Consider the following 13,666-nt stretch of genomic DNA (forward strand, 5'->3'; position numbering starts at 1 on the left):
GATTTATTGTATTTCTATTTTATGTAAATGTGTATTTGAACCAAAAAAAAAGCCTCGGTGATGAGACTTTTTCCTTTGGTTTATTTTTTAATATTCATCCTCATTCCAAAGATAATCTTCGTCTGTTGGATAATCAGGCCAAATTTCTTCCATTGATTCATATATCTCTCCTTCGTCTTCAATCGACTGAAGGTTTTCTACTACTTCTAATGGAGCACCAGCTCTAATAGCGTAGTCAATAAGTTCGTCTTTGTTAGCAGGCCATGGGGCATCACTTAAATAAGATGCTAATTCTAATGTCCAATACATCTGTTATCTGTTTAGTTTGTGCAAAAATAAATTTTTTACTGAAAAAGACAAGTAAATTTTGATTTATTTTAATAAAATTTAAGAACGTCTCCTTAAAATTCCAATAAATAAATTCAAAATTCCAAAAAAGGAACCTAAAATTGCCAATATTTGGAATTTTGTATATTATTTAAATTCGCAGAATTTTTAAATTATTTCTTTGGAATTTGGGATTTATAAAAATTGGAATTAAAGAAAATTTACTTTCTTGGAATCCATTTCACTTCTTCCGCTTTTAAGTCTGACGACAACTTCCGTGCCAAGACAAAAAGATAGTCAGAAAGTCGGTTTAAGTACATGATTGCGATTTCAGGTACGTGCTCATTGTGGCTTAAATGTACTGCCAAACGCTCTGCACGACGGCAAATACAACGTGCAATATGACAATGTGACACAGTTGGATGGCCTCCAGGTAAAACAAAATGGGTCATTTGCTGAAGACTTTCTTCCATTTTATCTATTTCATTCTCTAGTAATTCAATGTCAGTATCTATAATTCCGAGATTTTTCAATCGAAGTTCGCCATTTTTTAATACTTCTTTTTCTGCCGGAGTAGCAAGAATAGCACCAACCGTAAAAAGACGATCTTGAATTTCTATTAAAATAGTTTTGTAATGTGCATCAATTTCCTGATCGCGAATGAGTCCTATATAAGAGTTCAATTCATCAACAGTTCCGTAACTGTCAATCCTGATATGATCTTTAGGAACGCGCGTTCCTCCAAAAAGGGCTGTGGTTCCCTTATCTCCGGTTTTTGTATAAACTTTCATTTTTTTTTAAGTTGCTAAGGTTCCGAGTTGCTAAGTGACTAAGTTTTTCCTTTTGTTCAGTTTAACAAATAAACAATAAAACTATTTGGTCGTGTCGCTTTCAATTATTCCATCGCGCAAACGAATAATGCGATGTGCATAAGCTGCAATATCTTCTTCGTGTGTTACCAGAATCACAGTATTTCCTTGTGCGTGAATATCGCCAAAGAGTTTCATGATTTCTACAGAGGTTTTACTGTCTAAGTTTCCTGTTGGCTCGTCGGCTAATATAATCGATGGTTTGTTGACCAGGGCGCGTGCAATAGCAACACGCTGGCGCTGACCTCCTGAAAGCTGATTGGGCTGATGATCCATTCTGTCAGCAAGATTTACTTGTTTGAGCACTTCGCTTGCACGCGCATTACGTTCAGATTTCGAATATCCTGCATAAATCATGGGTAATGCGACATTGTCTAAAGCGGTAGTTCTGGGTAAAAGATTGAAGGTCTGAAATACAAAACCGATTTCTTTGTTTCGAATTTCCGCCAATTCATCGTCTTTCATTTTGCTGACATCTTTTCCGTTTAAAACATAATGTCCGGAAGTTGGCGTATCTAAACAACCTAACAAATTCATTAAAGTCGATTTTCCTGATCCTGACGGTCCCATTAAAGCCACGTATTCTCCTTTGTTTATTTCTAAATCTATGCCTTTTAAAACATAAACAATTTCGTTACCTAATACAAAATCTCGTTTGATGTTGGTTATTTTAATTAATGGATTTGCCATTTCGATTTACAATTTTGGATTTAAAAGTACAAAACACTTTTCAATAAACGATAAGTAGCGTGAAATTGATTTTTGTTACAAAAATTGTTGATTTGAACTTGTCCTTTTATCGGAATTATTGTTTTTACATTAATTATAAAATAATGACTGAATAAGTTGTTATATGATTTTTGAATATAATTACATAATTGTCATATTTTCTATTTTTAACTGAATTATTTTTAATGAAATTATTAATTTATTATGTATTATTTATTTTTATTTAAAATTTTAACTATATTTGTTGTCTAATCTTTAATAATCAGAATTATGAAAAACATACAATTGTTATCAGGAATTGCATTAGTTGCATTAAGCTTTACATCGTGTAAAGATGAGAAACAAGAAAAAGCTCAAAAAACAATCGACTCTTATGTAGCCTACGTAGACTCGGTTAAGAATGTTAAAGCAGACGATTTGAAAGCAGATTGGAAAGATGTAGAAGCAGAGTATGACAGAAGAGCTGCAGAAGCTCAAACAGCACTTGCAGATATTAAAGACAACTCAGCTGCTACAGAAAAAATAAATGCGAGTAAAGTCAAATACGAAGAATTTAAAAATGAAATGACCACCGTTTTTGCCCCTCCCGCTCCAAGCCCACAACAACAATTAAGAAATTCCTTATTTGGTGAAGGAAAAATTGGCGAGGATATGAATTTTGATTGGGTAAACGCTAAAAATATTCACAGTGTATACCAACAATTTGTTCATACCGTAGAGAATAATAAAGATAAATATTCCCGTGAAGACTGGGATAAAATTAAAATCATGTATGAAGCTCTTGATAGCCGAAAAAACACGGTTGAAAAAGAAGGTCTTACCTCTGAAGACAATAGAAAAATTGCAGGTTTAAAAGTAAAATTTGCTCCAATGTATACTCTTAACAGAATGGGAGCGAAATCAGAAGAGAATAAAGCAGCTAAAAAATAATTGAGTAAATTGAATTAGTATTAAAAAGGCAATCAGCGATGGTTGTCTTTTTTTTATGCCCTGATTACAAAGTGTTCTTTTTCCTGCTCGTATCTAAAAAATACAAATCCCCATTGAAACGTATCAATAGTTACGGTAACTTTTGGATGGTTTTTTATGAGCTCCCAGGCATCTTCCATTTCTGGTGACCAATGAATATCATTAAAAATCCAAACGGAATCATTCGTAATCGTTGTTAGCAAGAGATCAAAATAAGCCAAAGTGGCTTTTTTAGAATGATTACCGTCGAAGTATATTAGATCAAAGTTTTCAGTGTCAGTATTCAGTCTCAGTTTGATTTCCTGAAAATATTTTTCGAATTCAGTTATTACCGGATTAACATTGTTACAATTAAAATTTTCTAATTGAGTTTTAGCGACATTCGCAGTTTCCGGGCAGCCTTCGAGTGTAATAACTTTTGCATTGGTATTACCTAGAGCCAGGGCAGACGTAGCCAAACCTAAAGAGGTTCCGATTTCGAGAATATTTTTAGGCTGAAAATAATTAGTCACCCTAAAAAGTAATTCGGCATGTTTTGGTGAAATTCCTGCTGTTTTAGCTATTTTAGAAATTTGTCTTCTATTCGATTTAAAAACTTTTGATCCGCCAAAATCAGATACTTCGATGAAATTTTGATTTTCTACGAGGGATTTTCTATAATTTTTTAAGATCAAATATTCTGGTTTTGTTTTTTTGTCATAAAAACACTTCGTCAATAAGTTAAACACAAAAGGCGAATGTACACCGTGTTCATTTTTGGAGTTCCAAAGGAATTTTAAATATGATTTTATTTGAAATAGCATAGTAAAATTTACAAGTAGGCGCGAAGATACAAAAAAGGAGAAAGTCAAAAGTCAGAAAGTCAAAGGTCAAAAGTTTTAGAGATACTAGTATTGCTTTCTCACTTTTGACTTTACAACTTTAGACTTTTAAAAGACTATATTTGCAGACTTTAAATTTAAGCTAATAGTAATACGTTTTTTATGATGTTGAAGGAAGAAATAGAAGGTACAAGTAAGATATCTTCTGAAGAAATTAATCGATGCATTGCTATTTTAGCACAATTGAATACAAATACAGATCTTATATTTGATATTCCGAAAGAACAACGAATCTCCTTAATTAAAGAAGCAGGACTGTTTTCCAGACCTGACAGGGATGAGTTTTCCAGAAGGGTAAAAGATGGTGTACAAGCTGCCAAGCGTAAAAAAGAAAAGAAAGACAAAACGGCGCGTAAAGAAACCGGAATTCGTCATGCGCGTGAGGCCAGTGTATTTGTTGCTCCTAAGTTATTAGCGTATAATGATCTTGCTCATAAAGAGCAATTAGAACTTGAGACGCCAAGAAATTGTTATGTGTGTAAAACAGAGTTTACTAAAATGCATCACTTTTATGATACAATGTGTACGGATTGTGGTGATTTTAATTACGCTAAACGCTTCCAGACGGCGGATGTAAAAGGCCAAGTTGCTATTATTACAGGTTCCCGTTTAAAGATTGGATATCATATTACTTTGATGTTATTGCGTGGCGGAGCAACTGTTATTGCTACGACTCGTTTTCCTGTAGATTCGGCTTTGCGATTTGCGAAAGAAGATGATTTTATGGAATGGGGACATCGCTTAAAAATTCATGGTTTAGATTTAAGACATATTCCGAGTGTGGAGATTTTTTGCAATTTTATTGAGCAAAAATACGAACGCCTTGATATTTTGATCAATAATGCGGCACAAACTGTTAGACGTCCTGCAGGATTTTATTCGCATTTGATGCAAAATGAAGAATTGCCAATCAGTGCATTGCCTAAGCAAGCGCAGGAATTATTATTGGATCATCTTAATTGTCTGGATGAATTAAAGATGCTGACAAGCGGAGCTTCATCTAATGAAAATATGCCGGTAACCTGGCATGGACCTGAACCCGGAATTGGTTTGCGTGCTTCGGCCCAATTATCTCAAATTCCGTATTCTTTTGATAATGCGTTGGTCGCCAATGAAGTTTTTCCGGAAGGAGAACTTGATGCTGACTTGCAACAAGTCGATTTGCGAAAAACAAATAGCTGGCGTTTGCGTTTAGGACAAATAGAAACTACCGAAATGATCGAAGTGCAACTGGTAAATTCTGTTGCGCCTTTTGTCTTGTGTAACCGCCTTTCGGAAGTGATGAAAAAAGACAATACGGGACAAAAACATATTATTAATGTTTCGGCAATGGAAGGGAAGTTTCATCGTTTCTTTAAAGAAGATCGCCATCCACATACGAATATGGCAAAAGCGGCTTTGAATATGTTAACGCATACGTCATCCGGAACTTTAGCCAAACATGGTATTTTTATGAATGCCGTTGATACAGGCTGGGTAACAGATGAAGATCCCGCTGAACTGGCCAAAAAGAAACAGGAATTAGAAGATTTTCAACCGCCACTGGATATTGTTGATGGTGCTGCACGTGTTATGGATCCTTTGTTTGACGGAATCAATACGAGAAAACACTGGTGCGGAAAATTCTTAAAAGATTATAATCCAATTCCCTGGTAGAATTAGTTTTTAGTCGCTATCTCAGTTTTTCAGAATTTAATAAAATAAAAAAAAAGCACAACAGAATTAAATTTTGTTGTGCTTTTTTATTAAGATGCTTTTGTGTTTTTATTTGTTGACTTTAATTAAATTAATGTCAAAGATAAGTACTGAACCTCCTGGGATAGTGCCAGAACTAGAACTTCCGTAACCTAAATGAGAAGGTATTAGTAAAGCTCCTTTTCCTCCTTCTTTAAAATGAGGAATACCTTCTGTCCAACCTTTAATAACTTGATTTAGTCCAAAAGAAAGACCTTCTGGTTTACTTTGGTCAAATATTGTTCCATTAGTAAAGTATCCTCTGTAAGCTACAGTTACATTTGATGTTGCTGTAGGTTGAGCTCCCGTTCCAGGCTCGTTGATAATATAATACAAACCAGAATCTGTTCTTGTCGCTGTTAGTTTATTTTTAGCGATGTAATCAGTGATTTCTTTTTCATTCTCGACAGTGTAATCTGTTTTTTTTGAATCTTTATCATTAGAAGAACAAGAAACAAATAAAGTCATTGCAAAAAATGCTGATAATAGGTATTTCATATGGTATTTATTTTTAAGGTGCTAATATAGTAAAATTTTAGTTTTTAGTCACAGTCTCAGTTTTTAGTCTTGTTCAGAGAATATTAGATCGTACATCCAAATGTACCAGGATTGTTAATCATGTAATTTATTAGTTTTCCAATCTCAATGTTTTTCGCATTTAGGATATCGAATTTTGCTTGATTAATATAGTCACATTTAAGTGAAAAATCTAACCAAACATTCGTTTCTGAGTTCTCAGCATCACTGTCAGTCAATTTGCTTATAAAGTGATTTGCATATCTTCTCTTTCGATAAGATTCTGCAATATTTGCTGAAACACATCTTGCAGATCATCTTATTTGATCAGTTAATGAATATTTTTCTTCGTTAGGGAATGCCTTTGAAAGTTCAAATATTTCCATTGCAATTTCAAAAGACTTTTTATAAGCTAATAATTCTTTAAAATCCATTGTTTAATTTTACAAGGATATTTAAAAAAAAATAAGAAAAAACTTAATTTAAAAAGTATTTCGCAACCAAACTGAAAACTGCGACCGAGACTGAAAACTAAAAAACTACCCTTCAATCTTAGCCGAAAGCTCGAACCAGCGCTCCTCTTTCTGATCTATTTTATTGATGATGTTCTGCAATTCGTTTGCTTTTTTTTCGATATCAGCGTCGGGAACTTTTCCGTCAGAGAATAATTGTTCGATTTTGGTTTTGTCAATTTCGAGATCTTTAATTTCTCTTTCTAGTTTTTGATATTCTTTTTGCTCGTTAAAAGTTAGGTTTCCTGTTGGATTATTTTGTTTCCAATCTTTCTTCTCTGCTTTGTTTTCTTCTTTTTGAGCAACATCGCTACTATCTTCATAAGCTCTGAAATCAGAGTAGTTTCCTGGGAAATCTTCAATAACACCTTGTCCTCTAAAAATGAATAGGTGATCGACAATTTTATCCATAAAATATCTATCGTGAGAAACTACCAATAAACATCCCGGATAATCCAAAAGGAAACTCTCTAAAACGTTTAATGTCACGATATCCAAATCGTTTGTAGGCTCATCCAGAATCAGGAAGTTAGGATTTTGAATTAATACCGTACATAAATACAAACGTTTTAATTCTCCACCACTTAATCTGTCTACAAAATCATATTGTTTTTTGGCATCAAAAAGAAAACGCTCCAATAATTGTGAAGCCGAAATAATCTTTCCTTTCATCAACGGAATATATTCTCCGTATTCCTTAATAACATCGATAACACGTTGACCCGGTTTTGGATTGATTCCGCTTTGCGTATAATATCCAATCTTAATTGTTTCTCCAACAACGACTTTTCCGGAATCCAGAGGAAGTGTTCCTGTTAATAAATTCAGGAAAGTCGATTTTCCTGTACCATTTTTACCAATAATTCCGATACGTTCACCACGTTGGAAATCAAAACTGAAATTATCTAAAATAACGTGATCCTTGAATTTTTTAGAAATTTTGTGAAGCTCGATAATCTTGCTTCCCATACGTTCCATATTAATTTCAAGTTCTACTTTATTTTCACGACGGCGGCTTTGTGCCTTTTCTTTAATGTCATAAAAGTCATCCTGACGCGATTTAGATTTTGTCGTTCTCGCTTTTGGCTGGCGGCGCATCCATTCTAATTCTTTTACAAATAAGTTTTGCGCTTTATCGACGCTAGAATTTTCAGAAGCAATTCGTTCTTCTTTTTTCTCTAAGTAGTAAGAATAATTTCCTTTGTATTGGTATAATTTTCCGTTGTCTAATTCTATGATTTCGTTACAAACACGCTCTAAGAAGAAACGGTCGTGCGTTACCATAAACAACGTAATGTTTTCTTTTGCAAAATAGCTTTCCAGCCATTCGATCATTTCAAGATCAAGGTGATTGGTAGGCTCATCCAGGATTAATAAATCAGGACGATTGATCAGGATAATAGCTAATGATAAACGTTTTTTCTGACCTCCGGAAAGACTTTTTACTTTTAGTTTAAAGTTTTCCAGTTTTAGTTTAAACAAAATTTGCTTGTATTGAGTTTCAAAATCCCATGCATTATGCTGGTCCATTCCGTCAAAAGCTTTTTGATACGCTTCTTCGTCTTCCGGATTTTCTAATGCTTTTTCATAAGCTTCAATAACTTTCAGGGTTTCATTATCAGATGCAAATATGCTTTCTTCAATAGTTAACTCTTCTTGTAAGTTATTGTTTTGTGAAAGAAAAGCCATTTTAATACCCTTTCTTAAAACTACCTGACCTGTATCCGGTTCTTCCAAACCATTGATAATACTCATAATAGTTGTTTTTCCAGAGCCATTTTTGGCAATGAAAGCAATTTTTTGATCCTTATTGATTCCAAAAGAGATGTTGTCAAATAAGGTTCTTTCGCCAAATGACTTGGATATATTTTCTACAGATAAGTAATTCACGTTGTAATTATGAGTTAAATTAGAAGTTATGAATGTTTTACAAAACACAACTTTTTTGCAAAAGTAAGCTATTATATTGCTATTTGCGAATTATTTATGGAGATAGGAATTTAAAACAGGACTTAAATCAATGCGATGAATTTGCTGCGGAACATTGATAACAGGTTTCCGAATCAACGATTCATTCGTTAAATAATAATGCAAACCATCCTGAGTAGCGATTCCTTCTATTTGAAGGATAGGAAATTTTAAGGTCATTCTTCGTTTGTTTCCGGATAAAAAATCGTTGTTTTTGTAATCGTATAAAAGATATAAAAATGGTTTTCCTATTTTAGAATAACCACAAAGCACAATTAATTTTTTAGACTCAAGATAAGTCGCGCCCGTTACCAAACCTTTTGTGTCAAAAGTATCTTTGAGCTTTGCAATATGATCGCCGGCTGTATTGGGTAAAGTATAAATAGTCGTTCCAGAGTTCTTCCATTGTTTTGTAAACAAATAAATACTGTCTTTTGAAACAATAAAAGCTTCGCAATCAAAATTAGTAGAATTTGGTTTTTTAGGCGATAAATCAGTTTGGTCAGAAAAACGAAATGTAATAATCTCGATCTCTGGTTTATCTTCTAAAAATGATTTTTTATTAATTTTTAAAATTGACAAATCCGTTCTGTTTCCGGAATAATTATTTCCAAAATCCCCAATGTACAGATGGGTACTATCCTGAGAAATTTCTTCCCAGTCGTGATTGGTTGTTTTATCCAGAATAATCTTTTTTCGAATTTTCCCTAAAGAATCTAATCCGTAAATCGTTTTTTCATGATCGTCATTATGTGTCCATAATAAATCATGAAAAGCAATTAATCCAGAAGTTTCTTTGATTGAATCACTTAATTTAATGGAGTATTGAGGTTTTAATTTTAAATTTTTATAAACGCAGCTTCCGTCGTTTACAGTAGCATTTGGGTTATAATTTTTAGAAAGAGGATCTGTACATCCTGAAATTTGTGCGTAAGCAGAAAATGAGATGAGGAAAAAAAATAAAATTGTTTTAATCATGATCTGCAATATTAAATATAAAAAGAAGAAATCTATAGTATATTATTAAAGATAGAAAAAATGCTCTTTTTTAATGGTACTAAAGCGCTTTTAATTTTAATAAAGGTTTGATGTTGCAAAAGTATCGAAACAGAAGGAATTTGTTATTGTTGGTTTTTTATGTAACAAATGTAATTGAAGGTTTCGGAATTATGTTATATTTGAGATTGCTAAAAACCTACATTTTTATGAAAATTAAAGAAAATTTATACAATCAAAGGATTATTTCTATTGATGCTTTACGAGGAATTACCATTTTTATTATGATTTTTGTAAACGAATTGGCAAGTGTCAAAAATGTACCACAATGGATGAAACATATGCCGGCTGATGCTGATGCAATGACATTTGTAGATGTAGTTTTTCCAGCTTTTTTATTTATTGTGGGAATGTCAGTTCCTTTTGCATTTAATGCCCGTTTACTCAAAGGCGATAGTGCTAAAACAATCTGGACACACACTTTAAAAAGAGCTTTGGCATTAATTGTCATTGGTGTTTATATGGTCAATGCAGAATATGGATATGATGCGTCAAAAATGATCATCGAACCTGTGTTTTGGGGACTTTTAGCGTATGCGATGCCAATTCCGATTTGGAATAAATACCCAAAAGATTTTCCGGTTTGGTTAAAAAACACACTTCATTATGGCGGAATGCTGGTTTTAGTAGCGCTATATTTTTTATATGTTCAGGAGGAAACAGGCGAAATTGGGATCACGCCAAAATGGTGGGGAATTCTAGGGTTAATTGGTTGGGCGTATCTTTTTACAGTTGTATATTATTGGATTGTTTCGGGAAGATTATGGGCAATGATTGCTTTTTTAGTAGTTTGCGTGGCGGCAAATGCAATAAATTTAACCGAAGGATCTGCATTACATCAAATTCCCTGGTTTGGTTTTATAGCCGGACATTTAACCCACGCTGCAGTAGTTTCTGCCGGAGTGGTAATTTCGTTGTTATTTTTTGATCGAAAAGTAGCTGCCAAAATCAATTGGGCCGTAGTAGGTTTTGCGGTTTTGTTTTTTGTAACAGGATATTTATTAAGACCTTATTTTGGAATCTCAAAAATTAAAAGCACTCCATCCTGGACAATGTTTTCTGCAACAATCTGTACGGTTTTATTCTACTTTTTATATTGGCTGATGGAAATTAAAAAACAAACAAAATGGAGTAATTTCTTTATGCCTGCAGCCGCAAATCCGTTATTGATTTATATTTTGCCTGGTGTAATTTATTATTTCTGTAAAGCTTTTCAAATTCATATTATTCCGGGATATTTTAGAGAAGGAGTTCCGGGAATTATCTGGTCATTGGTGTTTTCGACCATTATGTTGTTTGTCATGAAATTATGCAACAAGTATAAGATTCAATTGCATTTGTAATAGTTGTTTAACCGCAAAGGCCGCAAAGATTTACGAAAAGTTCGCTAAGATTTAACTTTTGAAAGAATTCGAAGCTTATAAAGCGGTGCGAATTATTTTTATTATTGCATTAAGAAAATCTTTTAATCTGTGGCAAAAGAATTAACCGTAAAGCTTAATAAAATTTACGCAAAGTTCGCAAAGTTTTAAACATAAAGCTTTGCGAACTTTGCATTTTAATAAAGAATTAAATAAAAAAAAACTTGCGGACTTTGCGGTTAAAATCTCATTTCAACCTGAAAAAAAATTTAACGGATTCTCTTAAACGCAATTGGACCTGTTCTTTTTTTATTGTCGACGAAAGTTCCTTCAAGCGTGGTTCCGTCTTCAGATAATGTCAAAGTGTGTGTTCCTGCCGTTGCCCAGCCTTTAATTGGTAAAGTGACATCTACGGTGTAACCAACTGTGTTTCCAATTCGTTTTCCTGTACCACTTTCTACAAATTTTTTCCCTTTCCATTCCAGATAATGAGAGAAAATAACTTTTCCGTTTAGTTCTGAGATAATAACAACTGCATTCTGAACGTCAGGATTAATATCTTCCCAAACGCCATTAATATCTATTTTTGAGGTAGTAGTTTTTTTTTGGCTATAGCCGAAATTGGAAAATAATACGGTAACGAAAAGTAAAATAAAAAGTTTTGTTTTCATGTTTTTTAATTTTGAACTATAACTGCTTTAATTTCTAAAAATGCTCCTGAAACCGGATTGTAATTCACAAAATTGAATTTACAAAGATTGTGAGGGTTTAAAAGTGTACCGTGAGATAATCCGTCTTGTTTAAAATCAGACCATGGAATTTTAACTGTTGTAAATTTTTTTGGTGAGGCTTCTAAATCAACTCTAGGATGTGAACCTCCATGAACGCAGCCTGTTCCTTCTTTATTGCCTTCGCGGGCTTGTAATTTTATTAAATGTGATGATTTATAGGTAATAGTCACAAATTTAGAATGGTCAGATAAATTAGTCGGAGCGCCATCATTCGAATCTGAATCTGTAATCAGGACATTCAATTCAATTTCTCCTGTAGGATTGTCTTTTGCAGTAACTTTAATGATCTCTTTTTCTTGCCGAATGCGATTAATTGTTTCCTGATTTTCTACAGAAGGTCCCGCAATATACCAAGTTGAGGTTTTTACTAAATTCCTGTCTGAATCTTTTTTTAAAGAAGTAAATCCAAACATGAAAAATCCCGTTATTAGAATTAAAAGCAACGAATTGAATTTACTTAATATTTTCTTTTTCATAGAAATGGTATCATTATTCAAAACCAAAAATATGCTTTTTTGCAATCTGTTATAGTTTTCTTTTTTATTATTTATAAAATTAGCTTCCGTTTTAAATTTAAGTTTAAATTTGTAAGAAGTTGTTGTTGAAAAGCTTACGAAATGAAAAAAGTAAAATCCGTAATTGTTTTGTTTTTCTTTTTCCTGTCACCATTTTGTTATTCGCAAAACGATTCAGTTGCAAATAATAAAAAGGATATTTTAGATGTTCTGTATAAACTTTTTCATAAAAATGATTCGCTTCGAATGAATCCCGATAAAAAAGTGGTTTTTTCTTTGCTTCCGGTTCCTATCGATGCGAATAAAAATGCCGGATTGGTAGTTTCATTTTTAACTACATTTTATCTTGGTGACAGTAATACTACCAAAATGTCCCAGATTTCTTTTTCGCCTTATTTTAGTTTTACCAAACAATATGTTTTTCCTGTTCAATCTTATATTTACACAAAAGACAATAATTGGAATTTTATTGGAGATTATCGGTATATGATTTATCCTCAGCCAACTTATGGATTAGGCGGACATAATACAGATAAGGAAATGTCGATTCTGGATTATCAGCAATGGCGGTTTTATCAATTTGCAACCCGAAAAATTATTGGCGATTTTAGATTGGGACTTGGTTTGTTGTTCGATAGTTATCAAAATATTTCTGAGCAATCTTATGTAGAGGATCAAACTGATTACTCAAAATATATGAATGGGGATTTCTCTGATGAAACTTCTTTTGGGGTTGCTATACAAGGATTATACGATTCGAGAAAAAACAACGTAAATCCTGAACAAGGCTTATATGTCGAAGCAGATTACAGAATTAATACAAGTGGAGTAAATGGTGAAAAATGGAAATCGATTTATTTTGATGCCCGAAAATATCATTCGTTTAATAAATACAAGCACAGGGTTCTAGCATACAGAGCTTTTTACTGGTCTACTTTTGGCGGAAAACCTCATTATCTCGATTTGCCAAGTATTGGTTGGGATCGCGACGGAAAAACAGGTCGGGGTTTTACCAGAAATAGATTCCGCAGCAATGCATTAATTTATTTTGAAACAGAATACAGGACAGATATTACTAAAAATGGTTTTTTAGGGGCTGTGTTTTTTACCAATATTTCTTCGGTTTCTAAATTAGATACTTATGATTTTAAAAAATGGAATCCCGCTGTCGGAACCGGATTACGTATTAAATGGAACAAACAAAATAATAGTAATCTGGTCTTGGATTTTGGGGTTAGTAAAAACGATTGGTCATTGCGATTAGGTTTGGCTGAGAATTTTTAGCTCTGCAAAAAAAAAACAAAAACAAAAACAATTCCTTCATTTTACGGTAATTACGGGTAATTATAAAATTGCATTACTCAGAAAGCTTTGTATTTTTTATTCAAATCGGAAATTATTTTTTCTCTTTTATGAAAATGTTTCAGGTTAAAATAAA

13 protein-coding genes and 1 pseudogene are annotated in these 13,666 nt (G+C 33.0%); 4 read left to right on the plus strand and 10 right to left on the minus strand.

What is annotated here, in order from left to right:
* Positions 1-87: 87 nt before the first annotated feature.
* The 3 genes from ACQKCJ_RS06895 to ACQKCJ_RS06905 all read right to left on the minus strand — a co-directional run bounded on the left by ACQKCJ_RS06895 (position 88) and on the right by ACQKCJ_RS06905 (position 1,886).
* On the minus strand, positions 88-309 hold the full coding sequence (locus tag ACQKCJ_RS06895; protein ID WP_007138072.1) for a DUF2795 domain-containing protein: 222 nt from the start codon (positions 307-309) through the stop codon (positions 88-90).
* Between the two features lie 239 nt (positions 310-548).
* Positions 549-1,118: a cob(I)yrinic acid a,c-diamide adenosyltransferase gene (locus tag ACQKCJ_RS06900; protein ID WP_427401677.1), complete on the minus strand. Its 570-nt coding sequence runs from the start codon at positions 1,116-1,118 to the stop codon at positions 549-551.
* Positions 1,119-1,199: 81 nt separating this feature from the next.
* The gene (locus ACQKCJ_RS06905) at positions 1,200-1,886 is read right to left on the minus strand and encodes an ABC transporter ATP-binding protein (protein WP_271334416.1); all 687 of its coding nucleotides are present in this window, start codon (positions 1,884-1,886) and stop codon (positions 1,200-1,202) included.
* A 309-nt stretch (positions 1,887-2,195) separates the two neighbouring features.
* On the opposite strand from ACQKCJ_RS06905, the gene ACQKCJ_RS06910 reads away from it, so the two are divergent.
* On the plus strand, positions 2,196-2,855 hold the full coding sequence (locus tag ACQKCJ_RS06910; RefSeq protein ID WP_271334415.1) for a DUF6565 domain-containing protein: 660 nt from the start codon (positions 2,196-2,198) through the stop codon (positions 2,853-2,855).
* Positions 2,856-2,908: 53 nt separating this feature from the next.
* On the opposite strand, the gene ACQKCJ_RS06915 is transcribed toward ACQKCJ_RS06910, so the two are convergent.
* Positions 2,909-3,697, minus strand: coding sequence for an O-methyltransferase (locus ACQKCJ_RS06915; protein WP_271334414.1), 789 nt, complete (start codon positions 3,695-3,697; stop codon positions 2,909-2,911).
* Between the two features lie 183 nt (positions 3,698-3,880).
* On the opposite strand from ACQKCJ_RS06915, the gene ACQKCJ_RS06920 reads away from it, so the two are divergent.
* Entirely contained in the window at positions 3,881-5,431 is a 1,551-nt protein-coding gene (locus tag ACQKCJ_RS06920; protein ID WP_427401702.1) for an SDR family NAD(P)-dependent oxidoreductase, read from the plus strand.
* 108 nt (positions 5,432-5,539) lie between these two features.
* Here ACQKCJ_RS06920 and ACQKCJ_RS06925 read toward each other — a convergent pair whose 3' ends face one another.
* From ACQKCJ_RS06925 to ACQKCJ_RS06940, 4 genes and pseudogenes are all read right to left on the minus strand, one after another.
* Positions 5,540-6,007 (minus strand): FKBP-type peptidyl-prolyl cis-trans isomerase, encoded by a 468-nt coding sequence (locus tag ACQKCJ_RS06925; RefSeq protein ID WP_271334413.1) that lies wholly within the window; start codon positions 6,005-6,007, stop codon positions 5,540-5,542.
* 83 nt (positions 6,008-6,090) lie between these two features.
* Positions 6,091-6,459 (minus strand): annotated as a pseudogene (locus ACQKCJ_RS06930) (four helix bundle protein).
* Positions 6,460-6,564: 105 nt separating this feature from the next.
* Positions 6,565-8,427 carry an ABC-F family ATP-binding cassette domain-containing protein gene (locus ACQKCJ_RS06935; RefSeq protein WP_271334412.1) on the minus strand — a complete coding sequence of 621 codons (1,863 nt, stop codon included), beginning with the start codon at positions 8,425-8,427 and terminating at the stop codon, positions 6,565-6,567.
* A 90-nt stretch (positions 8,428-8,517) separates the two neighbouring features.
* Positions 8,518-9,483 carry a T9SS C-terminal target domain-containing protein gene (locus tag ACQKCJ_RS06940; RefSeq protein WP_271334411.1) on the minus strand — a complete coding sequence of 322 codons (966 nt, stop codon included), beginning with the start codon at positions 9,481-9,483 and terminating at the stop codon, positions 8,518-8,520.
* Between the two features lie 227 nt (positions 9,484-9,710).
* Between ACQKCJ_RS06940 and ACQKCJ_RS06945 the strand changes: the two genes are divergently transcribed.
* A complete protein-coding gene (locus ACQKCJ_RS06945; RefSeq protein WP_271334410.1) occupies positions 9,711-10,904 on the plus strand; it encodes a DUF5009 domain-containing protein in 1,194 nt (397 codons plus the stop codon).
* A gap of 287 nt (positions 10,905-11,191) precedes the next feature.
* Here the strand turns inward: ACQKCJ_RS06945 and ACQKCJ_RS06950 are convergent, their stop codons facing one another.
* Together ACQKCJ_RS06950 and ACQKCJ_RS06955 are read right to left on the minus strand one after the other, a co-directional pair.
* Positions 11,192-11,593, minus strand: a complete 402-nt coding sequence (locus ACQKCJ_RS06950) for a hypothetical protein (RefSeq protein WP_271334409.1) — start codon at positions 11,591-11,593, stop codon at positions 11,192-11,194.
* A 5-nt stretch (positions 11,594-11,598) separates the two neighbouring features.
* Positions 11,599-12,189 carry a hypothetical protein gene (locus ACQKCJ_RS06955; RefSeq protein WP_271334408.1) on the minus strand — a complete coding sequence of 197 codons (591 nt, stop codon included), beginning with the start codon at positions 12,187-12,189 and terminating at the stop codon, positions 11,599-11,601.
* A gap of 141 nt (positions 12,190-12,330) precedes the next feature.
* Between ACQKCJ_RS06955 and ACQKCJ_RS06960 the strand changes: the two genes are divergently transcribed.
* Complete coding sequence (locus ACQKCJ_RS06960) at positions 12,331-13,512, plus strand: hypothetical protein (protein WP_271334407.1); 1,182 nt, start codon at positions 12,331-12,333, stop codon at positions 13,510-13,512.
* Positions 13,513-13,666 lie beyond the last annotated feature (154 nt).

The organism is Flavobacterium sp. NPDC079362 (genome assembly GCF_050267765.1).
Taxonomy (GTDB): domain Bacteria; phylum Bacteroidota; class Bacteroidia; order Flavobacteriales; family Flavobacteriaceae; genus Flavobacterium; species Flavobacterium azizsancarii.

What these genes read in the sequence shown, in the direction of transcription:
- ACQKCJ_RS06895 (WP_007138072.1), bottom strand. Translation starts at nt 309, where the DNA reads ATGTATTGGACATTAGAATTAGCATCTTATTTAAGTGATGCCCCATGG.
- ACQKCJ_RS06900 (WP_427401677.1), bottom strand. Translation starts at nt 1,118, where the DNA reads ATGAAAGTTTATACAAAAACCGGAGATAAGGGAACCACAGCCCTTTTT.
- ACQKCJ_RS06905 (WP_271334416.1), bottom strand. Translation starts at nt 1,886, where the DNA reads ATGGCAAATCCATTAATTAAAATAACCAACATCAAACGAGATTTTGTA.
- ACQKCJ_RS06910 (WP_271334415.1), top strand. Translation starts at nt 2,196, where the DNA reads ATGAAAAACATACAATTGTTATCAGGAATTGCATTAGTTGCATTAAGC.
- ACQKCJ_RS06915 (WP_271334414.1), bottom strand. Translation starts at nt 3,697, where the DNA reads ATGCTATTTCAAATAAAATCATATTTAAAATTCCTTTGGAACTCCAAA.
- ACQKCJ_RS06920 (WP_427401702.1), top strand. Translation starts at nt 3,881, where the DNA reads ATGTTGAAGGAAGAAATAGAAGGTACAAGTAAGATATCTTCTGAAGAA.
- ACQKCJ_RS06925 (WP_271334413.1), bottom strand. Translation starts at nt 6,007, where the DNA reads ATGAAATACCTATTATCAGCATTTTTTGCAATGACTTTATTTGTTTCT.
- ACQKCJ_RS06940 (WP_271334411.1), bottom strand. Translation starts at nt 9,483, where the DNA reads ATGATTAAAACAATTTTATTTTTTTTCCTCATCTCATTTTCTGCTTAC.
- ACQKCJ_RS06945 (WP_271334410.1), top strand. Translation starts at nt 9,711, where the DNA reads ATGAAAATTAAAGAAAATTTATACAATCAAAGGATTATTTCTATTGAT.
- ACQKCJ_RS06950 (WP_271334409.1), bottom strand. Translation starts at nt 11,593, where the DNA reads ATGAAAACAAAACTTTTTATTTTACTTTTCGTTACCGTATTATTTTCC.
- ACQKCJ_RS06955 (WP_271334408.1), bottom strand. Translation starts at nt 12,189, where the DNA reads ATGAAAAAGAAAATATTAAGTAAATTCAATTCGTTGCTTTTAATTCTA.
- ACQKCJ_RS06960 (WP_271334407.1), top strand. Translation starts at nt 12,331, where the DNA reads ATGAAAAAAGTAAAATCCGTAATTGTTTTGTTTTTCTTTTTCCTGTCA.